This is a genomic window from Desulfotruncus arcticus DSM 17038 (genome assembly GCF_900113335.1).
GTDB classification, from domain to species: domain Bacteria; phylum Bacillota; class Desulfotomaculia; order Desulfotomaculales; family Desulfallaceae; genus Desulfotruncus; species Desulfotruncus arcticus.
Map to the genome: position 1 here is coordinate 126361 of NZ_FOOX01000012.1, position 24957 is coordinate 151317.

Consider the following 24957-nt stretch of genomic DNA (forward strand, 5'->3'; position numbering starts at 1 on the left):
ATGATGAGTATCAGGGAAACGGTAAACTCGGCTAAAAGCGGCTGGATGAAGGCGGATAGCCCGGCCGGTGATATAGTTGTCAGCAGCAGGGTAAGGGTGGCCCGCAATATCAATGGTTTTTCTTTTCCTCATCTGCTGGAGCAGGAAAAGGCGGAGCAGGTGATCCACGGGATTCAAACGGCATTGGACAATTCCAATCTTAAAACTGAACTGGAGCTAAACCGCATGACCGAATTGAGCCCCGTTGAAAGGCAGATACTAGTTGAAAAGCACCTGATCAGTCCCGATCTTTTGCACAACCATGAAAAGAAGGCTGTTACACTGCGTGATGATGAAGCTATCAGTGTGATGGTTAATGAAGAGGATCACCTGCGCATTCAGTGCCTCCTGCCCGGGCTGCAGCTGGAAAAAGCCTGGGAACTGGTTAACAGGGTTGACGACGGTCTGGAAAGTACCCTGGATTACGCTTTTTCGGAAAGATACGGGTACCTCACCGCCTGCCCAACCAATGCCGGAACCGGCATGAGGGCTTCCGTGATGCTGCATTTACCGGGCTTGGTGCTGATTAACCAGATCAAGGCGGTGATAAATGCTGTATCCAAACTGGGTTTTGCTGTGCGGGGTTTGTATGGTGAGGGTACGGAAGCTCATGGAAATTTGTTTCAGATTAGTAATCAGGTAACCATGGGCCATGCTGAAGAAGAAATAATTAACAGTTTAAATTCAGTTACAGGACAATTATTGGCCCAGGAAAGAGAGGCGCGCAAGGTGTTGATCAGAGAGCGCCGGGAGCAGCTGGAAGACAGGGTTGGACGCTCGTATGGGATTTTGAAATTTTGTCATGTCATATCCTCTGAAGAAACTATGCGGCGGCTGTCAGATGTGCGCCTGGGAGTTGATCTTAGTTTGATTAACGGTGTTAATCCCGATCAGCTGACCGAACTAATTGTTAAAACTCAGCCCGCCTACCTTTTAAAACAGCACGGCGGGGAGTTGTCGCCGGCCCAGCGCGATGTTTTAAGGGCGGAGATTATCAGAAAGGAATTCAACCGGGAGGGTTAAATTATGCTATTTGGAAGGTTTACGCAGAGAGCGCAAAAGGTGCTGATGTTGGCCCAGGAGGAAGCCAGGCGGCTATCCCATCCATATGTGGGCACAGAGCATATATTATTGGGGTTAATCAGGGAAGGGGAGGGTGTTGCCGCCAAAGCCCTGGCCGGCCTGGGGATTGATGCGGAAAAGGTTCGTGAGCTGGTGGAGAAGTCCATTGGCAAGGGCGAAGGTGCGGTGCAGGAAATGTCTTTGACGCCGCGGGTTAAAAAAGTGCTGGAACTATCGGTGGACGAGGCCAGACGTATGGGTACAAATTACGTGGGCACCGAGCACATATTGCTGGGTTTGATCCGGGAAGGCGAGGGAGTTGCCGCGCAGGTTCTGGGCGCTTTGGGTGTAGAACAGGAAAAAGTACGCCAACTTGTAATTAGTATGCTTGGCGGTCCCGGGGGGATGCCCCAGGGGCAGCAGTCGCAACCGGGCTGCGCCGGGGGTGCCTGCGGAGCCAAAACTGTGACGTTGGACCAGTTCGGCCGCGATCTCACCGCCCAGGCCCGGGAAGACCATCTCGACCCCGTGGTGGGGCGGGAAAAGGAAATTGAGCGGGTGGTTCAGATTTTGAGCCGCCGCACAAAGAACAACCCGGTTCTGATCGGTGATCCCGGGGTTGGTAAAACGGCTATTGTTGAGGGGTTGGCTCAGCGTATCGTAGCCGGCCAAGTTCCGGAAATACTCTCTGATAAACGGCTGGTAACGCTGGACCTGGCTTCCCTGGTGGCCGGCACCAAATACCGCGGTGAATTTGAAGACCGGCTGAAAAAAGTTGTGGATGAAATCACCACTGAAAAAAATATTATTGTGTTCATTGATGAATTGCACACGATCATCGGAGCCGGGGCGGCGGAAGGGGCCATAGACGCCGCCAATATTTTAAAACCGGCTCTGGCCAGGGGCGAGCTCCAGTGCATTGGTGCCACTACGCTTGATGAGTACAGAAAACACATTGAGCGTGATTCCGCGCTGGAAAGACGGTTTCAGCCCATTACCGTCGATGAGCCCGGCGCCGCCGAAGCGGTGGAAATTTTAAAAGGGCTGCGTGATAAGTACGAAGCCCACCACCGGGTACGGATCACTGATGATGCACTGGACGCAGCGGTGCGGCTCAGTGACAGGTATATTACCGACCGCTTTTTGCCGGATAAGGCCATAGACTTAATGGACGAAGCAGGTTCGCGTGTCCGTCTGCAGGCTTTTACGGCTCCGCCGGACCTGAAGGAATTAGAGAAGCGGATAGAAGAGGTGCGTAAGGAGAAAGAATCCGCCGTTAACAGCCAGGAATTTGAAAAAGCCGCTCAAATGCGTGATGAAGAAAATAAATTGCGTACTGAGTTGGATAATATGCGGGCCAACTGGCAGCAGCAGAAGGGTGGCGTGGAACTGGAGGTTACCGCGGAGGATATTGCCCAGATCGTAGCCAGTTGGACTGGCATACCGGTGCGCAAGCTTGCTGAAGAAGAATCCGAGCGCTTGCTGCGCATGGAGGAAATTTTGCACCGGCGGGTTATTGGGCAGGAGGAAGCTGTTTCAGCTGTGGCCCGGGCAATTCGCAGGGCCAGGGCGGGCTTGAAGGATCCTAAACGCCCCATTGGATCATTTATCTTTCTTGGCCCTTCCGGAGTGGGCAAAACCGAACTGGCGAGAGCCTTGGCCGAAGCTATGTTCGGTGATGAGGATGCCATGGTGCGGATTGATATGAGTGAGTATATGGAGAAATTTGCCGTAAGCAGGCTGGTGGGCGCCCCTCCCGGTTATGTGGGTTACGACGAGGGCGGGCAGCTTACCGAGGCTGTACGGCGCAAGCCGTATTCCGTGGTGTTACTTGATGAAATTGAAAAAGCCCACCCCGACGTATTTAATATACTGCTGCAGGTGCTGGAAGACGGCCGCCTTACCGACTCCAAGGGGCGCATTGTGGATTTTCGCAATACCGTTATCATCATGACCTCCAACGTTGGCGTAAGTACCATTAAGCGTGAGGCTACCCTGGGCTTTAAAACAGGTGATGATAAAAAATCCGGCTACGCGGATATGAAAAAGAAAATTACAGATGAACTGCGACGCACCTTCCGGCCGGAATTCTTGAACAGGGTTGATGAAATAATTGTTTTCCATCCATTAAGCCGGGAGCATATCAAAGACATAGTCGGCTTAATGGTGCAGGAAGTTGCCAGACGGCTCGCTGAAAATGAAATCGAGGTTGAAGTTGGCGAATCCGCGAGGGAGTATCTGGCCCGGGAAGGGTTCGACGAAAATTATGGGGCCAGGCCGCTGCGCCGGGCGATACAAAAAGAAATAGAGGACCGGCTGTCCGAGGAAATGCTGCGGGGCGCCATTAAAAAAGGCGACCGGGTGCGCATTGACGGTACGGCTGACGGAGACCTTAAAGTGGCAACTGTCTCAGGTAAGGATTAAAAAATCCTTACCTGTTTTTTCATGGCTTATTTATGTTATAATTATTAGATCAATTTTCGAAGGGATTTGCTATGTCTGCCAAAAAAACAAGATATTTTTGTAATGTTTGCGGGCATATAACCTCCCGCTGGCTGGGCCGCTGCGCCGGGTGCGGTGAATGGAATACTTATGTTGAAGAAGTAGTTGTTAGGGGGACAAGCCCAAGGAGCACTGAAGCCGGAGGCGGCAACCGCCCGCTGCCGGTTACTGAGGTAGCTCCGGTTGAGGGAGAGCGTAATTCCACGGGTATGGCTGAACTGGACCGCGTTTTGGGCGGCGGACTGGTTCCCGGTTCCCTGGTGCTGCTGGGCGGTGACCCGGGAATCGGAAAATCGACGCTGTTGCTGCAAGTTGCCGGGCTGGTCGGGGCTGCCGGAAAAAAAGTGCTATATGTATCCGGGGAGGAATCTGTGCGTCAGATCAGGCTCAGGGCCGATCGTCTGGAAATATCCTGCCCCGGGCTTTATGCCTATGCCGAGACGGACCTGCAAGTTATTGAAGAGCAGGTTAATTTGGTGGACCCGGCGCTGCTGGTGATAGACTCGATTCAAACTATGTACGGGCCGGATATAACGTCTGCTGCAGGCAGCGTCAGTCAGGTGCGGGAATGTACTGCAAGGTTGATGCGTCTGGCCAAAGAACGATCACTTTCCATATTTGTCATTGGTCACGTAACCAAAGAAGGCATGATTGCCGGTCCCAGGGTAATGGAACATATGGTTGATGTAGTTCTGTATTTTGAAGGGGAACGAAATCAGTCATTTAGAATATTGCGGGGTGTTAAAAACAGATTTGGTTCCACCAATGAAATAGGTATTTATGAAATGTCCGGTTATGGTCTTAAAGAAGTAATTAATCCATCTTCATTTTTTTTGGATGAACATGCCGGCAGGGACGTGGCCGGGGCGGTTGTGGTGCCGGTAATTGAAGGGACCCGGCCCCTGCTGGTGGAAATCCAGTCGCTGGTATGCCCGACTTCTTTTGGTGTGCCGCGGCGCATGACGGCCGGGGTGGATCATAACCGGACAGCCTTAATTATTGCTGTGCTGGAAAAAAGACTGGGATTAATGATGGGCAACTGTGACGCATATGTCAACGTGGTTGGCGGTGTTAAAATTGATGAGCCGGCTGCGGATTTAGGGGTTGCTGCAGCGCTAACCTCCAGTTTCCGGGAACGGGTTATTGATCATCATACTTGTGTCATGGGAGAACTGGGCTTAACCGGTGAATTGAGGCCGGTTGCGGCTTTGGACAAAAGGATTCGTGAGGCGGCGCGCCTGGGCTTTAAAAGGTGTATCGTGCCTCAGCAAAAGGGTATTCCGGATAACGTTAGTGAAGTAAAAATTTTTGAAGCCAAAACATTGGCTGATGCATTTGACCATATGTTTGTTTAAAGAATAGAATAAAATATACATAAAGCGTTTTGTGCTATATAAAGGGGGAGCAAAGTGGACAGCAGGTTGCTTAAGGTTTTGCGCACCGTCGCGCCGGGAACTCCGCTTCGGGAAGGGCTGGAGAATATATTACGGGCTAAAACCGGTGGATTGCTGGTAATTGGCGATAATCCCGAGGTTATGGAACTGGCGGAAGGCGGGTTTGCTGTGAATGCCGAGTTTACACCGGCAAACCTGTATGAGCTGGCCAAAATGGACGGTGCCATTATCATCAGTGAAGATATTTCCAAAATCATTGCCGCTAATGTCCAGTTGATTCCCAACCTTAGCATACCATCCAGTGAAACAGGTATCAGACATCGTTCCGCGGAAAGGGTTGCCAAGCAGACTAACGCGCTGGTAATTTCCATATCTCAGCGCCGCAGCGTAATAACAATTTATAAAGGTAATATTAAGTATGTCTTAAAGGATCTGGGGGTTATCTTAAATAAGGCCAACCAAGCCATACAGACCCTTGAAAAGTATCGTACCGTGCTGGACAGGGTGGTGACAAACCTCAGTATTCTGGAATTTGATGAGGCTGTAACCCTGTTTGACGTTACCAAAGCCATTCAGCGTACGGAAATGGTTTTGCGGGTGGTCAAGGAAATTGAAAGGTATATTAGTGAACTTGGGACAGAGGGACGTTTAATTACGATGCAGCTGGAAGAACTGATAGTCAGCGTTGAGGATGAGGGACGCCTGATGGTACAGGATTACGCCACTCAAATCGGGGATAAATCCCCCGCTAGTATTATGCAAATGATCGGCAGCTGGCCGGCGGAAGACTTGCTTGACCTGTCTTTAATCGCCAGGGCTCTTGGTTATCCCGGCGGTTCCGGCGTTTTAGATCAGAACGTGGCCCCAAGGGGTTATCGGATTTTAGAGAAAATCCCCAGGTTGCCCATGCAGGTGGTGGAGAATCTGGTACGGGAATTTGGATCACTGCGTAAAATAATAGGTGCCACTATTGAGGAGTTGGACGCAGTTGAAGGAATTGGTGAAGTGCGGGCCAGGTCCATTAAGGATGGATTGCAAAGGTATAGGGATCAGCTTACCCAGGAGCGGTATATCGTTTCATAATAAAATAAATGGGCGCTGTAATTGGCGCCCATAAAAATTTATTTATGTAATTTTAGACTAATATTGCCTTGGCTAATATTACATTGAAGGAAACAAAAGATATTTGTCGAAGTATAATATTATGCAAGATTATACAGCCCCAGGGTTTTAATGTGTTTTTGTTCTTTCAGCAGTATATCATACATGTTCAGATCTAATAGATTGCAAAGGGCGGCCAAATAAAAAAAAGTGCGGCCCATCTCTGTTTCTATGGCTTCCCTGCAATATTTGCATAACTCGCCTTCCAGATGTGACTCCAGCAGACTCTTCAGCTCTTCCAGAGGTATGTCGGTGGGGATTTTCTTTTTGTTGGCGTTTATTTTTAAACACCCGCAGCTGGTTACCGATTTAATTATAGCCTTATTTAACCTTGCATTAGTCTCCTGTGACTTGGCCAATAGATCCAGGATGCTTCTATTGCAGAGTAGTAATTCGGAAACCGTATCTTGAAATTCGTCATAAATGATATCTTTGAGCAAAACGGTTTCAACTCCTTTGCTATTAAACAACCTGCTGTAATTATAACGGTGAGCGGCTTGTCCTGTCAAACCAACAGCCTTTTAAAAATACTGTTGACATAGACTATGTGCTGTGCTAAAATATTAAGTTTCCTTGACAATGGTCGGCTTTTATGTTATATTTATTTATGAAAATGGTAAGGAGGTCCGGGAATTGTTTAAAATCGGAGACAAGGTTGTTTATCCCATGCACGGGGCCGGAATTATCGAAGCCATAGAGGAAAAGGAAGTACTTGGAGAGACTAGACAGTATTATATTCTTAGATTACCGGTTGGCGATATGAAAGTAATGATTCCAATCGCTACCTGCAAGGAAGTTGGATTGCGCGAGGTAATAGACGACGACGGAGTGGAGAGGGTCTTCGGAATACTGCGCGATAAATCCACCAACATGTCTGAAAACTGGAATAAGCGCTATCGAGCCAACCTGGAGAAGATAAAAAGCGGAAACATCTACGAAGTAGCAGAAGTAGTAAGGAATTTGATTAACAGGGACAGGGAAAAGGGGCTTTCATCCGGCGAGAGAAAGATGCTGGAGAATGCCAGGCAGATATTGATCAGCGAATTGGTCCTGGCCACGGAGATGGCGGAGGACAACGCCAAAACAATGGTAGAAAGTGCTTTCGCATAAAAATACGCCAGGTGGAAACTGGCGTATTTTTATTTAACGGAAAAATTATCCAAAAAGAGTTGAAACAAATATCGAGATCATTCATAATAGAATAAAATGCCTGTGTAAATAATAATTAACAGGAAATTAAAAGGAGGTGAGAACGTGGCCAGAAAAATGATTTATGTTTTAATCGCTGCACTTTTTGCCGCTACCGGGTTTTATGTTGGCATGTATCTTGTAGGCCAGGACCTGATTCCCCTACCGAAAGCTATACCTCAGCTTGGTCCCGGTTTTATTGGTTTGACTACCTTGGTTGGTATAGTTTTAGGTATTATCCTGACTCCCTGGATTATTAAAATTTCCCTCTGGCTGACTGCATTATTGGAACAAATGCTTAGCAGGACGCCTGTTCAGGACCTGGTAATGGGTTCAGTAGGGTTGATTATCGGACTCATAATAGCTAATTTATTGGGCACCATTTTTTCTTTTATGGGTTTTATTGGTAAAATTATCTGGATAATGGCAACGCTCCTGCTTGGTTATTTGGGGATGACTGTTAGTGTTAAAAAGCGTGAAGAAATTATTGGGGCTTTGGGCAGCATATCCAGGTTTGGCGGTTCAAAAGATAAGTCTGCTCAGGATGGAAAGCAGGTCGGGTCTCAAAAAATTCTCGATACCAGTGTCATAATTGATGGTAGAATAGCAGACTTATGCGCCAGCGGGTTCATCGAGGGTACCTTGCTGGTGCCTGGTTTCGTGCTGGAAGAACTGCGTCATATTGCAGATTCCTCTGATTTATTAAAGCGCAACAGGGGACGGCGGGGGTTGGACATATTAAATGACTTGCGGAAAGGTTCAAACGTCAAGGTGGCAATTTATGAAAACACCAAAGGCATTGACGAGAACGCTGAAGTTGACACAAAACTGGTCAAGTTGGCGCAAAAAATAGGCGCTAAAATTCTTACCAACGATTTTAACTTAAATAAAGTAGCCGAATTGCATGGTGTAAGAGTGCTGAACATCAACGAGCTTGCCAACGCTGTTAAACCGATAGTATTGCCCGGTGAAGAGATGGTAGTGCAGGTGGTTAAGGAAGGTAAGGAAAGCGGTCAAGGCGTTGCCTACCTTGATGATGGAACGATGATTGTTGTTGACGGCGGCAAGAGACACATGAACCAGGTTATTACCGTTACCGTCACCAGCGTGCTGCAAACGGCTGCGGGGCGAATGATTTTTGCCAAACCCAAAAGCGATAAAAGAAGTGATGTGCCGCACCCCGATGCTCAAAGATACAAAGAGGTGAACGTGCTTGGGTAGCGTTTACGCCATCGTGCCGGCTGCGGGCGGCAGCACGAGGATGGGTGGTGTCAATAAACAGTTGATCGACCTGGCAGGTCGTTTGGTAGTGGAATATAGTTTAAGGGTGTTGCTGGAAGTGCCGGTAGCGGGAATAGTGTTAGTGGTTCCACCCGGTGAAGAACAAAAGTTTTTGGATCAGCTCAAACATTTACTAAAAGACCAGAACATCCAAATTGTTGCCGGCGGTGCCAACAGGCGCGATTCGGTAGGGCAGGGCCTGTTGGCCCTGCCTGCTGGTGTTGAGATGGTTATCGTCCACGATGGCGCGCGGCCTTTGGCGCGGCGCGAACACATACAGGAGGCCGTACAGGCAGCCGCAGAGTGGGGTGCCGCTACATTGGCCGTACCCGTTAAGGATACCGTAAAATTAGCGGGCAGCGGCGGTTTGGTTCAGGAAACTTTGCCCCGGGAAGAACTGTGGCAGGTTCAGACGCCCCAGGTTTTTAAATTGCCGCTGCTGCTGGAGGCGCACCGGAAGGCTGCCGGGGATGGATTTATCGGAACCGACGACGCATCCCTGGTGGAACGGCTGGGTAAACCGGTCAAGCTGGTTCGTGGTGACTACTCCAATATTAAGATCACCACACCGGAAGATCTAATCATAGCCAAAGCACTTTTGGGGTCAGGCTTAAACCAATTATAATAAACGAGAAATTTAAATATTTTGATATAATAGTTATTATAGATAGTTTAGCCTGACCCCTTAACTGTGGGGGTGGGTTTAATTGCGGGTGGGAATAGGATATGATGTACACAGGCTGGTGACGGGTAGGCCGTTGATTCTGGGTGGGGTTGAGATACCTTACCACCTTGGATTGGACGGTCATTCCGATGCAGATGTTCTGGTTCATGCAGTAATGGATGCCTTACTGGGGGCCGTTGGAGCCGGTGATATCGGCAAGCATTTCCCGGATACCGATATCCGCTATAAAGGGATTTCGAGCCTGGTACTCCTGAAACGGGTTGTTGACCACATCAATTCGTTAGCGTGGGAAGTTGGCAACGTGGATGCCGTGGTAATTGCCCAGACTCCTAAATTATCGCCATACATAGAAGATATGGTGCGTAATATGGCCAGGGTAATGCATGTCGATCCGGGGATTATTAATGTCAAGGCAACCACTACCGAAAAACTTGGCTTTGAGGGACTGGGCGAGGGTATTGCCGCTCAGGCGATAGCGTTGGTTTTACGCCACCAATAGTAAGCAAACCGTATTCCCTCGGGATGCGGTTTTTGTATGTTAAAAGTTGCTAGCCTTAAACGGGCAGTGATATAATGAATTGTCGAAAAACGACATTGTTAAGGAGTGAACCTAGTTGAGTGATTTTAAAGAGATTAAAGTAAGATTTGCACCCAGCCCGACGGGGCCTTTACATATCGGCGGGGCCCGGTCCGCCTTGTTTAACTGGCTGTTTGCGCGCCGTTACGGCGGCAAGTTTATTGTCCGGATTGAAGATACAGACTTGGACCGCTCTTCCAGGGAATCCGAGGATAATATAGTATCCTCGCTGCGCTGGTTGGGTATGGATTGGGATGAGGGCATCTCAGTGGGAGGAACAGGCGGTCCCTACAGACAAACGGAGCGCCTGGACATTTATACCCGATATGCCGATCAACTGCTGGATCAGGGGTTGGCCTATAAGTGCTATTGCAGCGAAGAGGAACTGGCGGCTCAGCGGGAAGAACAGCTGGCAGCAGGAGAAATGGTGCGGTATACCGGCAAGTGCCGGGATTTAACGCCCGAAGACTGCGAACGCCTGGAAAAAGAAGGGCGCAAGCCTGTAATTAGATTTAAAGTTCCTTTGGGCGGAAATGTAGTAATCAACGATATTGTCAGGGGAGAAGTCAGTTTTGAATGTGACGGCATCGGTGACTACATTATTGTTAAATCCGATGGGATTCCCACCTATAATTTTGCTGTGGTGGTTGACGATCATCTGATGTCTATCAGTCATGTGATCAGGGCCGAGGAGCACCTTTCCAACACTCCAAGGCAGGTTTTAATTTATAATGCTTTAAACTGGCCTAAACCGGAATTTGCCCACGTTTCATTAATTTTGGGCAAAGACCGTTCAAAGATGAGTAAGCGGCATGGAGCCACCTCAATTGAGCAATACCGCCAATTAGGCTATTTGCCGGAAGCTATGGCCAACTTTCTGGCTTTGTTGGGCTGGTCTTCCGGCAAGGAGCAGGAGGTCTTTTCCCTGGCGGAGCTGGGCGGCCAGTTTTCTCTTGACCGGGTGGTAAAAAGCCCGGCGGTTTTTGACCTGGAAAAGTTAAACTGGCTGAATAGCCACTATATTAAAACCAGCTCCATAGAAAGAATTACTGAACTTGCCGTGCCTTTTTTGCAGAAAGCTGGATATCTATCTGAAAATGTTGATGACAAAACCATGGAAAAGGTACAGTTGGTGGTTGTAGCGGTTCGCGATTATCTGGAATACCTGGCCCAGATTAACGACCATGTTGCTGTGTTCTTTAATGATCCTGAATACGGTGATCCCGAAGCCCGGGAAGTTCTGTCCCAGGAAGAAACCCCCGCGGTGCTGCGGGCGGTCAGGGACAAGCTGGCGGCAATGCCTTCTGAACGTATGGATGAAGCTGCGGCAAAAGGCCTGCTGAAAAAGCTGCCCAAGGAGTTGGGGCTGGGGGGCAAGAAGGTCTATTTGCCTTTAAGGTCGGCCTTAACCGGTAAAACCCGTGGGCCCGAATTGTATCACCTGCTCCCCGCCCTGGGCAACAGTGCGGCGATTCGCAGGCTGGAAAAGGCGTTGGACGCTGCGGGGCGCTGATTGGAGGGATATACTTTGCTCGGTCGGATCCGAAAAGAGATAAATGCGGTGTTTGAGCGGGACCCGGCCGCCAAATCATTGCTGGAAGTATTGTTTTGTTATCCCGGGCTGCACGCGATAATACTGCACAGGGTGGCTCATTTTTTCTACTGCCGTCAATTTTTCTTTATCGCACGGTTGATTTCTCAGATAGCCAGAGCCCTTACTCAAATTGAAATTCACCCCGGAGCCAAAATTGGCGAAGGTCTTTTTATTGACCACGGGGCCGGGGTGGTAATCGGGGAAACTGCAGAAGTAGGCAATAACGTTACCATTTATCAGGGGGTAACCCTGGGCGGTACGGGCAAGGAAAAGGGGAAACGGCACCCGACCATCGAAGACAATGTGGTGATCAGCACCGGGGCCAAAATACTTGGCTCCTTTACCGTGGGGAAAAACAGTAAAATCGGTGCCGGTTCTGTGGTATTGAAGCCGGTGCCTCCCAATAGTACAGTTGTAGGGGTGCCCGGCAAAGTGGTTATCCGGGACGGTGAAAAGGTAGAAACGGCTCGAATGGAGGCGATAGACCTGCGGCATGATTTGCTGCCGGACCCCGTTGCAGAGACTATACTTAGCCTGCAAAAAAATATTGAGGTGTTGGAAAAACGATTATTGGAAATAGAAAAGAGCTCAAACTCAAAGGACGGTTCAGATAAGTGTGTTAAAAAAATAGGAGTCAGGAGACAGTAGTCAGAAATCAAAAGAAGTCAGAATGGTAAAATCAGACATAACAATAGATGAACAGATTTCCGGAAACATATTCCAGAGGTATTCTAACTACTGAATTCTGACTACTGACTCCTGACGACCTGATTTATAAAAGGGGGATTAGGAGTCGTGTTGATATATAATACCCTGTCCAGGCGCAAGGAAGATTTTGTGCCGCGGGAACCCGGCAAGGTGACCATGTATGTATGCGGGCCGACCACATACAATTTCATCCATCTTGGGAACGCGCGTCCAATAGTTGTCTTTGATACGGTACGCCGCTATTTAAAGTATAAAGGCTACAATGTTTTATACGTGCAAAACTTTACAGATATAGACGATAAAATTATCAACCGGGCCCGGGAGCTGGCAGAAGAACCGCTGAATCTGGCGTCCCGCTATGTAGAAGAATACTTTAAAGACGCTGACGCTTTACATGTTATGCGCGCTGATATTCACCCCAGGGTATCAGGGCACCTGTATGAAATACTCAATATGATAAAAACTCTTGTGGACAAAGGCTATGCCTATGCTGTGGACGGAGATGTTTATTACGAAGTTCGCAAATTTGCGTATTATGGCAAGTTATCGGGCCGGACCCTGGAAGATATGCAGGCGGGAGCCAGGGTTGATGTCAATGAACGGAAGCGGGACCCCATGGACTTTGCCCTATGGAAAGCCGCCAAGCCGGGAGAACCGGCCTGGGACAGTCCCTGGGGTAAAGGCAGGCCGGGCTGGCATATTGAGTGCTCCGCCATGTCCCTGAAGTATTTAGGTGAAAACTTCGACATCCACGGCGGCGGTTTTGACTTGATTTTCCCTCATCACGAGAATGAAATTGCCCAGTCCGAGGCGGCATCGGGCGCTCCTTTTGCCCGGTATTGGATGCATAACGGATTTATTACCATCAACCAGGAAAAGATGAGCAAATCTCTGGGCAACTTCTTTCTGGTGCGCGATATATTGGAAAAATTTGATCCGGAAGTGGTTCGTTTTTACCTTTTGGGTACGCATTACCGCAGCCCGCTGGACTTTGATGATGAAAAATTAACCGCCGCCTCCAGGGGGCTGGAGCGGCTGAAAACCAGCTTTACCCTGCTTGAAGAGGCTTTGGCGGGTTATGATGCAGGGGCGGGCGGAAGGCCGGACCCCACGCTTTCATTGCGACTGGATGAATTGCGCGGCGAGTTTGAAGCAGCTATGGATGATGATTTTAACACCGCTCTGGCCATCGGCACCTGGTTTGACCTGGCTCGTGATATTAATTCCAGTCTAAATAAAGATACTTTTGCCGGGGAAGCTGAAAAGAATGCCGCTTTATCCAAAGCCCGTGAATTATTCAATGACTTTAACCGTGTTTTAGGTGTATTTAGAATTGAAAACGGGAAAATTGCCATACAAAGCTCCGGTGGTGAAAGTGAAGGTTTGGTAGAAGGTCTGGTTGATTTAATTATTGAAATAAGGCAGGAAGCCAGGAAAAAGAAAGATTGGCCCACCGCAGACCGCATTCGTGACCGCTTAAAGGATTTAAATATCATCCTGGAAGACACTCCTTCCGGGGTGCGTTGGAAAAAGCAAGGGTAATATGTTCGGATTTATCGATTCAAACGTTAAGCCGGAAGAGCTTTCCGCCCTGGTGCTTGCCTATGTCGGTGATGCGGTATACGAGTTGGCGGTTCGGGAATACCTTGTCGGACGTGGTCCGGCTAATGTGAATAAACTCCACCGGGAAGCGGTCCGTCGTGTTCGTGCTTCTACTCAGGCTATGATTTTTCACGCTCTTGAAGGACGCCTCAGTAAAACCGAAGAAGCTGTGGCCCGTCGCGGCAGGAATGCCAAATCCGGCCATGGCCCCCGGGGAGACAGTATCCTCGAATATCGTCATAGCACTGGTTTTGAAAGTCTGGTGGGCTATCTTTATTTAAGCCGGGACTGGGTCAGGCTTGAAGAAATATTGGTACTCGCCCGGCAGGTTATAGAGAGTGAACTGGAATCAAACGCGCCAAATCAGTAAAAATTATTTGGCGCGTCTTCACAAGCTTGCTAAATATATGGAATAGAGAGGTTTCCCGCAGTCTTTTAACTCAAATTACTGATGGCACAATTGCCAAAATAGAAGAGTGAGGCAATTTATTATGAGCAAAGCTGATAATATTTTCATTGCCATGTGTAAGGATATCCTTAAAAAAGGTATTTCTTCTGAAGGGCAAATTGTAAGAGCTAAATGGGAGGATGGTACCCCAGCTCATACAATTAAAAAGTTTGCTATTATTAATAGATATAATCTTTCAGAAGAATTTCCTATCCTTACATTAAGGCCGACAAATTTCAAGGCTGCTATTGATGAAATACTTTGGATATGGCAAAAGAAATCAAGTAATATTAAAGATCTTAATAGCCGTATCTGGGATAGTTGGGCTAATGAGGACGGTTCAATTGGCAAAGCATATGGCTATCAATTAGGTATAAGGCATGAATATCCCGAGGGGGAATTTGACCAAGTAGATAGGGTGCTATACGACCTAAAGCATAATCCTTATAGTAGACGGATTATCGTTAATATGTATAATCATAATGATCTACATGAAATGAACCTGTATCCTTGTGCGTATAGTATGACATTTAACGTGACTGGTAAAAAACTTAATGCCATACTGAATCAAAGATCACAAGACGTTCTTGTTGCAAATAATTGGAATGTAACACAGTATGCAATTTTGGTGCACATGTTTGCTCAAGTAAACAACCTTGAGCTGGGAGAACTCGTTCATGTTATTGCAGATGCGCACATATACGATAGACATATACCGCTGATTTCTGAACTGATTAAAAGAACCCCATTCCCAGCCCCTAAATTATTAATTAACCAAGAAAAGAAAGATTTTTATGATTTTAAGCTAGAAGACTTTGTTTTAGAGAACTATCGATGTGGTGTACAGATAAATAATATTCCTGTTGCTTTGTAAAATGATAAAAATGAAAATTATTGTTGCTGTTTATTAAAGGGTGAAGTAGGTGAATGATTTGGACCGGGAAACCCTGATAAATAAAGTATCTGAGGCGCTGTATGAGGATAGGGGGATAATTTTCGTAGGTAGTGGTGTATCATTTCCCTCAATAAATGTCGATTGGTTTAATTTATTAGACCCCTTTGCCAAGGATTTGGGTATAGAACTTGATAAAAACTATGATGATCTTCCATTAATTGCTCAATTTATTGTTAATGAATACACTGGCAATCGTGGACCTTTGTTGAATGTAATATCAAAGATATTTTAACCAAAGCTTATCAATAAATAATTATCATATTGCTTTATCGACTACTAAAGTTTCTACAATCTGGACTACAAACTATGATACTTTACTTGAGAGGGCATTTTCGGAATTTTTGGTAGATGCTAAAGTCAATGACGACGCTATATCTAGAAATGTTGTAAATTCTGATATTGAGATTTTGAAGATTCATGGATGTATATCCAGGTCTCACCATAAAGATATAATTATTACACAAGAGGATTACGAAGATTTCTTAATCAAAAGACCGGCAATGTCTCAGCGATTATGTAATGACCTTTTAAAAAAATCATTTTTGTTTATTGGCTATAGTTACAGAGACCCTAACATCAGAAATATTATGATTGAAGCACGAAGATTAGCCCAAAAAACAACTCAAGAGCATTATTTAATTACTGCTATACCAAAAGATGATAATCCGGAATTTTTGGTGCAAAAAAAGAGAAGGCAGGAACTATGGTGTAAAGATTTAAAGAGACTAGGTATTTCAACCTTGTTAATAGAAAACCATGATCAACTTGAAAAGATATTGTTTGCAATAAGCCAAAAGTCAAGGGGTAAGACTATTTATGTAACAGGTTCCCATGAGAAAAATAGTCGGGTTGCACAACAATTAGGTAAGTTACTAGCAAAAGAAAATGAAATTATTCTTATCAGTGGACAATCTACAGGAATTGGGTCCAATGTTGTTTCTGCTTTTACGGAACAGTGTATTAACGATAAACAGGATATTCATGGTAGACTTCAAATATTTCCGAACCCATATGCTGCCAATCCTAACTTTTCAAATGACCCAGCACTTTTACCGGACTTAAAAAGATGTAGATCAAAACTTATGAATTCAACACAAGTGGTTATAGCTTTTAGCGGTGGAATGGGAACAGAAGCCGAAATAGAGGTGGCGAAAAATAGAAACTGTAAAATAGTACCTGTGGTATTGGATAATAATGACCTGCAAAATAAGGTTATAAAAAAGGTTTTGGATGACGCTGCTAGATCATGTAATTTAAATGAACTTCCTAATGAGTATTATAACAAGTTAATGGCTGGTGGTGTTTCGGCTGAGGATGTAATGGCGTGTATAAAGATAATTCTAAGGTAGGGGGACTCTGAAATAAAAGTTATTAAGCTTAAAACCAGCGGCAGCTTATATAGAAGCCGGATATGGGAAGAGAACCCTTGTAAACAGTTTAATTGGTTTTAATCATAAAAGCGAATATAACTATGAGCTTCAAAAATTGAATGCCATTATTACCTTAAAGGAAAAGCCGGATATCATAACGGACCTTTCCACTATGCGAATTAGCAGGAAGAATGCGTTATGGTATAAAATAGCAACGAAACAGGGTGTGTTGCTGCAACCGTTCCGGCGTACTTGGCACATTCTAAGAATGGTATTATTGATGCAAATCAACTATTAGAAATAATAATTGAGCAGATGGAGTTCGGTGTTGGCCTAATCACAATTCACCCAACTGCAAATATAGAAATTTTTAACGAATCAAAAAATAGAATGGTACCAATAACCTCACGTGGTGGTGGCATCGTACTACGAGATTTGATAGCTAATGAGTTTAAGTACGAGAATGTATATATAAAAATACTACCTCAAATTATTTCATATGCGCGAAAGCATAGGGTTATTTAAAGCATCGGAACAACATTTAGGTCGGGTAATATATTTGACAGTAATGATGAAGCGCAAAGAATGGAAATTAGTTTACAGATATCACTAGCCGAGCTAATTTTACAGCAAGGTGTTGGGGTAATCATAGAATCACCTGGACATGCTAGACCTAAAGATATTAGGAATATTTCATTACTGCTGAAAAATGCAGGTTTTCCTGTTATGCCGTTGGGACCAATTCCAACAGAAGTTGCAGTAGGTATGGATCATGTATCAAGTGCAATCGGGGCTGTCATTATGGGATTAGAAGGTTGTGCCAGTATTCTGGCCACTGTAACTCGACAAGAACATACGGGTGGTAGACCTACCATAGAGTCTACTATCGAATCAATAAAAACTGCAAAGATAGCTGCTCATATTATTGATATACATAATTTAGAGGATACTTCAATAGATATGGAAATTGCACATTCTAGAGCAGTGTCTAGAACCTGCGTATTAGGCAAGGGTACAAAATATTGTGATCGATGTAAAGACTTATGTCCTTTAATGATCAGGTGATCACTACTATGGCAATGTTAATATATAGACTTTGATGCCTAATATAATCTAAACCGAACTGGTTGTTGCTTAAATATAACAATAATGATAATTGTGCTAACCTTTAATCCGATGCTGCCTAAACTTTGGAGAATCAGGTTGGCCTGTCAAGGTGTGAGGTAATGGAAGAAACTATCGCCGGCCGGAACCCGGTTTGTGAAGCTTTGAAATCGGGAAGGCCCATTAACAAGATTCTGTTGGCCCGTGGTTTAAAGCCCGCCACGGTTGCGGAAATTACCCGGTTGGCCAGAGAAAAGCAAGTACCTGTTCAGCAGGTGGAAAAGAATTTTTTGGATCGCTTGCTGCCTGACACTAACCACCAGGGGATTGTGGCCCGGGTAGCTCCCCATGAATATGCTGACTTGGAGGATATACTAGATCATATTAAAGAAGCAGATCCCCTGTTAATATTGCTCGACGAGGTTACTGATCCTCACAATCTTGGCGCGGTAATTCGCTCTGCATGTGCGGCCGGAGCCCATGGCATGATTATACCCAGGCGGCGTGCCGCTGCTCTAACCCCCGCTGCGGTAAAAGCCTCTGCAGGCGCTGTGGAGTTTTTGCCGGTGGCAAGAGTGAATAATATGGTTCAAACAATAAATCTCTTAAAAGAGCGCGGTATCTGGGTGGTGGGAGCCGACGCCGCAGCGTCTCAGGTAATTTGGGAGGCTCCTCTGGACGGGCCGCTGGCAATTGTAATTGGCGGTGAAGACAAAGGCTTGGGGCGTTTGGTGAAAGAAAAATGTGACATACTGGTTAAATTTCCCATGTTGGGAAAGGTTAATTCGCTGAATGCCTCGGTAGCCGCAGCACTTGTTTTGTTTGAAGCGGTGCGCCAGAGAAGTGGAAGGTAAAATGAATGAGTACATCGTGGTGGACGGGTATAATGTGATATACGCCTGGGCCGATCTGTCTCAATTAAAGGAGGAAAGCCTGGAGCACGCCAGGGACCGGTTGGTGGATATACTGGCGGATTACGCCGGTTTCAGCGGGGACAGAGTGATAGTGGTATTTGATGCCCACCGGTCCAGGCACAGCGAAGAAAGTCATTTAGATGTCAACGGCGTACAGGTTTTTTATACCCGGGAAGATGAGACTGCGGATTCGCTGATCGAACGTTTGGTTGGTGAAATGCCCAGGGACGGGTATATCAGGGTGGTTACCTCGGACTGGGATGAACAGCGCATAATATTTGGACGGGGTGCTTACCGCATGACTCCCAAAGAGCTTCGTAAGCGAGTTCAACAGGTTAAAACAGAGGGAAAGGAACCGTTCAGCCAAAGAAACCCCACCGAGGGTTATCTTGAAAACCGTTTAACAGGCCGTGTGCGCGAGATCTTTGAACAGTGGAGAAGAAAAAAAGAATAGGCCTAATCTGGATGTACAGGCAGCAATTTAACTTGACGAGCCTTCCCCCTGCAGTTATAATATAGCTTGTAAATATAGAAATTGATTAACTATTTAGTTTTTTGCCCCATCATTTGACTGGGCTGGTGCCTGGAAAATAATATTATTAAATAGATGCGGGCGATTTTTGTTTTGGGTTTTTTCGGGGAAATTTAGGCGGGGGGGTATACTGTTGAATTTGAACGCCCAAAGAGAGGCTTCCTGCGATTTTCAGTTGATGATCGATGAAGAGGTCGTGGAATTTGCTCGCGAGGGTGACGACATTGCACTTGAGTATTTAATTAATAAGTACAAGAATTTTGTTCGTGCCAAAGCCCGTTCCTACTTCCTAATAGGGGCGGACCGGGAAGATATTATCCAGGAAGGTATGATCGGTCTTTATAAGGCCATTCGCGATTTTCGCATGGACAAGTTGTCGTCTTTTAGGGCTTTTGCGGAGTTATGCATTACCCGTCAAATAATCACGGCAATTAAAACAGCTACCAGGCAAAAACATATCCCGTTAAATTCGTATGTGTCCCTGAACAAGCCCATTTACGATGAGGATTCCGACCGTACCCTGCTGGATGTTATATCCGGATCAAAAATTTCCGACCCTGAAGAATTGATCATCAGCCGGGAAGAATTTGACGATATCGAAGAGAAGATGGGCGAAATTTTAAGTTCTTTGGAATGGAAAGTTTTAATGTCTTATTTGGAAGGAAAGTCCTACCAGGAAATTGCCGAAGATTTAAAACGGCATGTTAAGTCTATAGATAACGCACTGCAAAGGGTAAAACGTAAGCTTGAACGTTATCTGGAAAAACGGGAAGCGTAATATTAAACCGGGATACTAAACGTACCCCGGTTTTGTTTTGAAAATTATCCTGGTTGGTTTCCCAGTGATTTCTACTAAATCACTTATTGACATCCATATGCATATAACTTATAATAGATTTTGTCGCAAGTGCCGGCGTAGCTCAACTGGCAGAGCAGCTGACTTGTAATCAGCAGGTTGCGGGTTCGAGTCCCATCGCCGGCTCCAGTATATAATCCGGTTCGGCCGGGTTAAATAAACAACGTGGAGAGGTTCCCGAGTGGCCAAAGGGAGCAGACTGTAAATCTGCCGGCGACGCCTTCGCAGGTTCGAATCCTGCCCTCTCCACCAATAACCTGAAATTGGGTTTGACTTGGTTTCTCCAGTATGGTATAATGAATTTTGTTGACGCGGGGTGGAGCAGCTGGCAGCTCGTCGGGCTCATAACCCGAAGGTCGGGGGTTCAAATCCCCCCCCCGCAACCAAAAATGCCGCTATAGCTCAGTAGGTAGAGCGCATCCTTGGTAAGGATGAGGTCACCGGTTCAAACCCGGTTAGTGGCTCCATATTAGAATTTAAAAGTTGGAAGTTAGAGGCTCGATAAATTAGGAATTCGGCACGCCGAATTCCTTCATTTGACTCCAGCGGCCAACATCCAATATCTAACCTCCAATACGTGGCGGCGTAGCTCAGATGGTTAGAGCATGCGGTTCATACCCGCAGTGTCCGGGGTTCAAATCCCTGCGCCGCTACCACCTTAGAAACCAGCTTTAATAGCTGGTTTTTTATTTTTTCAATTTCGCTCTTTTTCTTTATTTTACCGGAAGGAATTCTATTAAATGTATAGAATAAAATGGTGTTATTTGGGATGGTGGATATAAAAAGTAGGTAAAGTGGAAATAATTAATAGTTAGGTGAAAACTAACCGGTTAATCAAGACGTGCAAGTGAGGAGGAATCAATAAAACATGGCAAAAGCTAAATTTGAGCGGAACAAACCGCACGTAAACATTGGCACCATCGGACACGTAGACCACGGCAAAACCACCCTGACCGCCGCCATCACCACCGTATTATCCACAGTTGGTCAGGCTTCAGTTAAGAAATACGACGAAATCGACAACGCCCCGGAAGAAAGAGAGCGCGGTATCACCATCAACACCGCCCACGTAGAATACGAGACCGGCAACCGTCACTACGCGCACGTAGACTGCCCGGGCCACGCCGACTACGTCAAGAACATGATCACCGGCGCGGCCCAGATGGACGGCTCCATTTTGGTCGTATCGGCGGCAGACGGCCCGATGCCCCAGACCCGTGAGCACATCCTGCTCTCCCGTCAGGTGGGCGTGCCCTACATCGTAGTATACCTGAACAAAGCCGACATGGTAGACGACCCCGAACTGCTCGAACTGGTCGACATGGAAGTGCGGGAACTGCTCTCCGTATACGAATTTCCCGGCGACGACACCCCCATCATCACCGGCTCGGCCTTAAAAGCGCTGGAATGCGGCTGCGGCAAACGCGAATGCGAATGGTGCAAGAGCATCTGGGAACTGATGGACGCCGTAGACGAATACATTCCCACCCCCGAGCGTGACATCGACAAACCGTTCCTGATGCCCGTGGAAGACGTATTCACCATCACCGGACGCGGCACCGTGGCCACCGGCCGTATCGAGCGCGGCGCGGTAAAAGTTGGCGAAGAAGTAGAAATCGTAGGCTTAAATGAGAAACCGCGTAAGACCGTCGTAACCGGCGTAGAAATGTTCCGCAAGATCCTGGACCGCGGCGAAGCCGGCGACAACGTAGGCTGCCTGTTGCGTGGCGTAGACCGTAAAGAGATCGAGCGCGGCCAAGTGCTGGCCAAACCAGGCAGCATCAAGCCCCACACCAAATACCACGCTGAAGTATACGTACTGACCAAAGAAGAAGGTGGCCGTCATACCCCGTTCTTCAACGGCTACCGTCCGCAGTTCTACTTCAGGACCACCGACGTAACCGGAGTAGCCCAGTTGCCCGAGGGTGTAGAAATGGTAATGCCAGGCGATAACATTAAAATGGATATCGAACTAATTACACCGATCGCCATTGAAGAAGGTCTGCGTTTCGCCATCCGTGAAGGCGGCCGCACCGTGGGCGCCGGCGTTGTCACCGGCATCAACGAGTAAATAGTAACCTCTTCTTTGAGCGAAAGGAGGTCAGTGCATGAAGAATCAAAAGATTCGCATCCGGCTAAAGGCGTATGATCATAACATGCTGGACCAATCGGCCCAAAAAATTGTTGATACCGCGCGTCGTACCGGTGCAAATGTGGCAGGCCCCGTGCCTTTGCCCACAGAAAAAAATATATATACCATCCTGCGTTCCCCGCACGTCAACAAAGACTCCCGGGAACAGTTTGAGATGAGGACCCATAAGCGGTTGATTGACATTATTGAACCAACACCCAAAACGGTAGACGCGCTAATGCGCCTTGACCTGCCCGCCGGGGTGGATATTGAAATTAAACTTTAATCAGGAATCGTCTCGAAGGCTAAGTTCACTGGCAAGTGAACCTCTGGCGGCATCTGAAAGCCTTGGAAGCAGCAGACTTCGAGAGGGCCAGGGAGGTGCAAACAATGAATAAAGCCATACTTGGCACAAAGGTGGGCATGACCCAGGTTTTTACCGAAACCGGGTTAGCTGTGCCCGTAACCGTGATTGAAGCCGGGCCATGTGTTGTAGTGCAAAAGAAAAACACTGAAAATGACGGTTATAACGCCATTCAGGTAGGGTTCGGCGAGAAACGGGAAAACCTGTTTAACAAACCATCAAAAGGCCACTTTGAAAAAGCAGGGGTAAAACCCAAACGTTACCTCAGGGAATTTCGCTTTGAAGATGTCACCGCCTATGAGGTAGGGCAGGAAATCAAGGCTGATGTATTTGCTCCCGGTGAAAAGGTTGACGTGGTTGGAACTACCAAGGGACACGGTTTTTCAGGCGGCATCAAACGTCACGGGTTTCACCGCGGGCCCATGGCGCACGGCTCCAAATACCACCGCAGGCCCGGTTCTCTGGCGGCCAAAGGCCCTGCCAGGGTATTCAAAGGAAGAAAATTACCGGGACATTACGGTGTGGAACGGGTAACTGTTCAGAACCTGGAAATTGTTCGGGTGGACGCCGAGCGGAACATGCTGGCCATCAAGGGAGCGGTCCCGGGACCGCGGGGCGGCCTGGTAATAATCAAGGATTCGGTTAAAACCAGGTAGCGGTGGTGCAGCGAAAGGAGGAAGTCATTCATGCCCAGAGTTGCCATATATAACATAAACGGTGACCAGGTTGGGGAAATAGACTTAAAGGATGAGGTTTTCGGCGTGCCGGTGCACCAGCAGGCTCTGCATGATGCCGTAACCATGCAACTGGCCGGCAGGCGGCGGGGCACCCACGACACCAAAACCAGGGCTGAGGTCAGCGGCGGCGGCCGCAAGCCGTGGCGCCAAAAAGGGACCGGCCGCGCGAGGCACGGGTCCATCCGTTCACCCATTTGGCGTGGCGGCGGTATTGTTTTCGGACCTCATCCCAGGGATTACAGCTTTAGAATCCCCAGAAAAGTTCGCCGTTTGGCTATGAAATCGGCACTTTCATCCAAAGTGGATAATGGGAGCATTATCGTTTTGGATGAGTTAACAATTAATGTTCCTAAAACCAAGGAAATGGTCAAAATACTGCAAAACTTAAAGGTTGACAAAAAGGCTCTCGTGGTAACCGCCGAAAAGGCGGAGGCTGTTTTTAAATCGGCACGCAATATACCCGGTATCAAGCCATTAAGTGTTCCCGGCCTGAATGTGTATGATTTACTGGCTCACAACACACTGGTTATTACCAAAGATGCAGTGACCAAGGTCGAGGAGGTGTTCGCATAATGAAAAATCCTCGGGACATATTGATCAAGCCGGTAGTCACTGAAAAGAGCATGTCCATGCTGGAAGAGAACAAATACACTTTTATCGTCGACCTGAAGGCTAATAAAATAGAAATTCGTCAGGCCGTGGAAGAATTGTTTAATGTCAAGGTGGATAAAGTGCGAACCATGCGGGTAAAGGGCAAGTTTAAGCGGGTTCGCAATCGCCCGGGCAAAACTCCTGATCGGAAAAAGGCGATTGTCACCTTGAAACAAGGCAATAAAATTCAGCTTTTTGAAGGCGTATAGTAGCTAAAAGGCCTGCCTGAAGTGTTTGGGCGGGTGCAATAAGGAGGGAAGTCCAGATGGGGATTAAGAAATTTAAACCGACATCTCCGGGCCGGAGGTTCGTAACCGTATCAACCTTTGAGGAAATTACTTCTACCGAGCCGGAAAAGTCCCTGCTGGAACCGCTTAAGAGAAAAGGCGGCAGAAACGCCGGCGGCAATATAACGGTTAGACACCAGGGTGGCGGTCACAAACGCAAGTATCGGATTATCGATTTTAAAAGAGATAAAGACGGTATTCCGGCTAAAGTAGCAACGATAGAATATGACCCCAACCGCTCGGCCAGGATTGCGCTGCTTCATTATGCCGATGGCGAAAAACGCTATATTTTGGCTCCGGTTGGTCTAAAAATCGGTCAGCAGGTAGAGTCGGGCCCCGAGTCGGATATTAAGGTTGGCAACGCGCTGGCGCTGCGCAATATTCCTGTGGGTACAATGATCCACAATATTGAACTCCATCCACGGGGCGGCGGCCAACTGGTGCGTTCAGCCGGTACGGCGGCGCAACTGATGGCCAAGGAAGGCAAATACGCGCACGTAAGGATGCCTTCCGGTGAAATGCGCTTAATCTTACAGGATTGCCGGGCTACCATCGGTCAAGTGGGCAATGTTGATCACGAAAACATATCCATCGGTAAAGCAGGGCGGTCACGCTGGCTGGGCAAACGCCCGACAGTGCGCGGCGTGGTCATGAACCCGGTTGATCACCCCCATGGTGGTGGTGAAGGCCGTTCACCTGTCGGCAGGAACCCCGTTACTCCCTGGGGTAAACCTGCTCTTGGCGCTCGCACCAGGAAAAATAAACCAAGCGATCGCTTAATTGTTAAGCGCCGCGGTAAAAAATAATTAATGCTT

At 47.3% G+C, this 24957-nt stretch carries 25 protein-coding genes, 5 tRNA genes and 1 pseudogene; 30 read left to right on the plus strand and 1 reads right to left on the minus strand.

Annotation, left to right across the window (positions count from 1 at the left end; translation table 11 throughout):
• Positions 1-3 precede the first annotated feature (3 nt).
• The 4 genes from BM056_RS16010 (at position 4) to disA (ending at position 6080) form a co-directional block, all read left to right on the plus strand.
• Positions 4-1062 carry a protein arginine kinase gene (locus BM056_RS16010; protein ID WP_092472433.1) on the plus strand — a complete coding sequence of 353 codons (1059 nt, stop codon included), beginning with the start codon at positions 4-6 and terminating at the stop codon, positions 1060-1062.
• Between the two features lie 3 nt (positions 1063-1065).
• Positions 1066-3525, plus strand: coding sequence for an ATP-dependent Clp protease ATP-binding subunit (locus tag BM056_RS16015; RefSeq protein WP_092472434.1), 2460 nt, complete (start codon positions 1066-1068; stop codon positions 3523-3525).
• Positions 3526-3596: 71 nt separating this feature from the next.
• Entirely contained in the window at positions 3597-4958 is a 1362-nt protein-coding gene (gene radA, locus BM056_RS16020) for a DNA repair protein RadA (RefSeq protein ID WP_092472435.1), read from the plus strand.
• A 54-nt stretch (positions 4959-5012) separates the two neighbouring features.
• Positions 5013-6080, plus strand: a complete 1068-nt coding sequence (gene disA, locus BM056_RS16025; protein ID WP_092472436.1) for a DNA integrity scanning diadenylate cyclase DisA — start codon at positions 5013-5015, stop codon at positions 6078-6080.
• Positions 6081-6199: 119 nt separating this feature from the next.
• Here disA and BM056_RS16030 read toward each other — a convergent pair whose 3' ends face one another.
• The gene (locus BM056_RS16030) at positions 6200-6598 is read right to left on the minus strand and encodes a DUF1573 domain-containing protein (RefSeq protein WP_092472499.1); all 399 of its coding nucleotides are present in this window, start codon (positions 6596-6598) and stop codon (positions 6200-6202) included.
• Positions 6599-6791: 193 nt separating this feature from the next.
• Between BM056_RS16030 and BM056_RS16035 the strand changes: the two genes are divergently transcribed.
• The 26 genes and pseudogenes from BM056_RS16035 to rplB all read left to right on the plus strand — a co-directional run bounded on the left by BM056_RS16035 (position 6792) and on the right by rplB (position 24948).
• A complete protein-coding gene (locus BM056_RS16035; protein ID WP_092472437.1) occupies positions 6792-7268 on the plus strand; it encodes a CarD family transcriptional regulator in 477 nt (158 codons plus the stop codon).
• Positions 7269-7412: 144 nt separating this feature from the next.
• Positions 7413-8567, plus strand: coding sequence for a PIN/TRAM domain-containing protein (locus BM056_RS16040; RefSeq protein ID WP_174549966.1), 1155 nt, complete (start codon positions 7413-7415; stop codon positions 8565-8567).
• On the plus strand, positions 8560-9252 hold the full coding sequence (ispD, locus tag BM056_RS16045; protein ID WP_092472438.1) for a 2-C-methyl-D-erythritol 4-phosphate cytidylyltransferase: 693 nt from the start codon (positions 8560-8562) through the stop codon (positions 9250-9252). The genes BM056_RS16040 and ispD overlap by 8 nt, the downstream gene beginning before the upstream one ends.
• Before the next feature lie 82 nt (positions 9253-9334).
• Positions 9335-9811, plus strand: coding sequence for a 2-C-methyl-D-erythritol 2,4-cyclodiphosphate synthase (gene ispF, locus BM056_RS16050; RefSeq protein WP_092472439.1), 477 nt, complete (start codon positions 9335-9337; stop codon positions 9809-9811).
• 115 nt (positions 9812-9926) lie between these two features.
• Positions 9927-11402, plus strand: a complete 1476-nt coding sequence (gene gltX / locus BM056_RS16055; protein ID WP_238456496.1) for a glutamate--tRNA ligase — start codon at positions 9927-9929, stop codon at positions 11400-11402.
• Between the two features lie 15 nt (positions 11403-11417).
• Positions 11418-12131: a serine O-acetyltransferase gene (cysE, locus tag BM056_RS16060; protein ID WP_092472440.1), complete on the plus strand. Its 714-nt coding sequence runs from the start codon at positions 11418-11420 to the stop codon at positions 12129-12131.
• A 147-nt stretch (positions 12132-12278) separates the two neighbouring features.
• Entirely contained in the window at positions 12279-13733 is a 1455-nt protein-coding gene (gene cysS, locus BM056_RS16065) for a cysteine--tRNA ligase (protein ID WP_092472441.1), read from the plus strand.
• Position 13734: 1 nt separating this feature from the next.
• Entirely contained in the window at positions 13735-14163 is a 429-nt protein-coding gene (locus tag BM056_RS16070) for a Mini-ribonuclease 3 (protein ID WP_092472442.1), read from the plus strand.
• Positions 14164-14284: 121 nt separating this feature from the next.
• Positions 14285-15115, plus strand: a complete 831-nt coding sequence (gene thyA / locus BM056_RS16075) for a thymidylate synthase (RefSeq protein WP_092472443.1) — start codon at positions 14285-14287, stop codon at positions 15113-15115.
• A gap of 49 nt (positions 15116-15164) precedes the next feature.
• Positions 15165-15428, plus strand: coding sequence for an SIR2 family protein (locus tag BM056_RS26935; RefSeq protein WP_238456497.1), 264 nt, complete (start codon positions 15165-15167; stop codon positions 15426-15428).
• 58 nt (positions 15429-15486) lie between these two features.
• Positions 15487-16545 (plus strand): SIR2 family protein, encoded by a 1059-nt coding sequence (locus tag BM056_RS16080; protein WP_337833516.1) that lies wholly within the window; start codon positions 15487-15489, stop codon positions 16543-16545.
• 264 nt (positions 16546-16809) lie between these two features.
• Positions 16810-17631: pseudogene (locus BM056_RS16085) on the plus strand (phosphomethylpyrimidine synthase ThiC); the annotation flags it as partial.
• Positions 17632-17792: 161 nt separating this feature from the next.
• Positions 17793-18524, plus strand: a complete 732-nt coding sequence (gene rlmB / locus BM056_RS16090; RefSeq protein WP_092472444.1) for a 23S rRNA (guanosine(2251)-2'-O)-methyltransferase RlmB — start codon at positions 17793-17795, stop codon at positions 18522-18524.
• A gap of 1 nt (position 18525) precedes the next feature.
• Positions 18526-19038 carry an NYN domain-containing protein gene (locus BM056_RS16095; RefSeq protein WP_092472445.1) on the plus strand — a complete coding sequence of 171 codons (513 nt, stop codon included), beginning with the start codon at positions 18526-18528 and terminating at the stop codon, positions 19036-19038.
• 211 nt (positions 19039-19249) lie between these two features.
• The gene (gene sigH, locus BM056_RS16100; protein WP_092472446.1) at positions 19250-19894 is read left to right on the plus strand and encodes an RNA polymerase sporulation sigma factor SigH; all 645 of its coding nucleotides are present in this window, start codon (positions 19250-19252) and stop codon (positions 19892-19894) included.
• A 131-nt stretch (positions 19895-20025) separates the two neighbouring features.
• Positions 20026-20101 (plus strand) — tRNA-Thr (locus tag BM056_RS16105).
• A 38-nt stretch (positions 20102-20139) separates the two neighbouring features.
• Positions 20140-20224: transfer RNA gene (locus BM056_RS16110), tRNA-Tyr, on the plus strand.
• 58 nt (positions 20225-20282) lie between these two features.
• A tRNA-Met gene (locus BM056_RS16115) sits at positions 20283-20358 on the plus strand.
• A 5-nt stretch (positions 20359-20363) separates the two neighbouring features.
• Positions 20364-20439: transfer RNA gene (locus tag BM056_RS16120), tRNA-Thr, on the plus strand.
• A 112-nt stretch (positions 20440-20551) separates the two neighbouring features.
• A tRNA-Met gene (locus tag BM056_RS16125) sits at positions 20552-20628 on the plus strand.
• A gap of 212 nt (positions 20629-20840) precedes the next feature.
• Entirely contained in the window at positions 20841-22043 is a 1203-nt protein-coding gene (gene tuf, locus BM056_RS16130; RefSeq protein WP_092472447.1) for an elongation factor Tu, read from the plus strand.
• Positions 22044-22080: 37 nt separating this feature from the next.
• Positions 22081-22389: a 30S ribosomal protein S10 gene (gene rpsJ / locus BM056_RS16135; RefSeq protein ID WP_092472448.1), complete on the plus strand. Its 309-nt coding sequence runs from the start codon at positions 22081-22083 to the stop codon at positions 22387-22389.
• 104 nt (positions 22390-22493) lie between these two features.
• Positions 22494-23123 carry a 50S ribosomal protein L3 gene (gene rplC / locus BM056_RS16140; RefSeq protein ID WP_092472449.1) on the plus strand — a complete coding sequence of 210 codons (630 nt, stop codon included), beginning with the start codon at positions 22494-22496 and terminating at the stop codon, positions 23121-23123.
• Between the two features lie 30 nt (positions 23124-23153).
• A complete protein-coding gene (gene rplD, locus BM056_RS16145) occupies positions 23154-23777 on the plus strand; it encodes a 50S ribosomal protein L4 (protein ID WP_092472450.1) in 624 nt (207 codons plus the stop codon).
• Entirely contained in the window at positions 23777-24064 is a 288-nt protein-coding gene (gene rplW / locus BM056_RS16150) for a 50S ribosomal protein L23 (protein ID WP_092472451.1), read from the plus strand. The genes rplD and rplW overlap by 1 nt, the downstream gene beginning before the upstream one ends.
• A 56-nt stretch (positions 24065-24120) precedes the next feature.
• Positions 24121-24948 (plus strand): 50S ribosomal protein L2, encoded by an 828-nt coding sequence (rplB, locus tag BM056_RS16155; protein ID WP_092472452.1) that lies wholly within the window; start codon positions 24121-24123, stop codon positions 24946-24948.
• Positions 24949-24957 lie beyond the last annotated feature (9 nt).

Bases quoted from the DNA above. Each gene is read 5' to 3' on its own strand.
- BM056_RS16010 (WP_092472433.1), top strand. From the start codon at position 4: ATGAGTATCAGGGAAACGGTAAACTCGGCTAAAAGCGGCTGGATGAAG.
- BM056_RS16015 (WP_092472434.1), top strand. From the start codon at position 1,066: ATGCTATTTGGAAGGTTTACGCAGAGAGCGCAAAAGGTGCTGATGTTG.
- radA (WP_092472435.1), top strand. From the start codon at position 3,597: ATGTCTGCCAAAAAAACAAGATATTTTTGTAATGTTTGCGGGCATATA.
- BM056_RS16070 (WP_092472442.1), top strand. From the start codon at position 13,735: ATGTTCGGATTTATCGATTCAAACGTTAAGCCGGAAGAGCTTTCCGCC.
- thyA (WP_092472443.1), top strand. From the start codon at position 14,285: ATGAGCAAAGCTGATAATATTTTCATTGCCATGTGTAAGGATATCCTT.
- rlmB (WP_092472444.1), top strand. From the start codon at position 17,793: ATGGAAGAAACTATCGCCGGCCGGAACCCGGTTTGTGAAGCTTTGAAA.
- BM056_RS16095 (WP_092472445.1), top strand. From the start codon at position 18,526: ATGAATGAGTACATCGTGGTGGACGGGTATAATGTGATATACGCCTGG.
- tuf (WP_092472447.1), top strand. From the start codon at position 20,841: ATGGCAAAAGCTAAATTTGAGCGGAACAAACCGCACGTAAACATTGGC.
- rpsJ (WP_092472448.1), top strand. From the start codon at position 22,081: ATGAAGAATCAAAAGATTCGCATCCGGCTAAAGGCGTATGATCATAAC.
- rplC (WP_092472449.1), top strand. From the start codon at position 22,494: ATGAATAAAGCCATACTTGGCACAAAGGTGGGCATGACCCAGGTTTTT.
- rplD (WP_092472450.1), top strand. From the start codon at position 23,154: ATGCCCAGAGTTGCCATATATAACATAAACGGTGACCAGGTTGGGGAA.
- rplW (WP_092472451.1), top strand. From the start codon at position 23,777: ATGAAAAATCCTCGGGACATATTGATCAAGCCGGTAGTCACTGAAAAG.
- rplB (WP_092472452.1), top strand. From the start codon at position 24,121: ATGGGGATTAAGAAATTTAAACCGACATCTCCGGGCCGGAGGTTCGTA.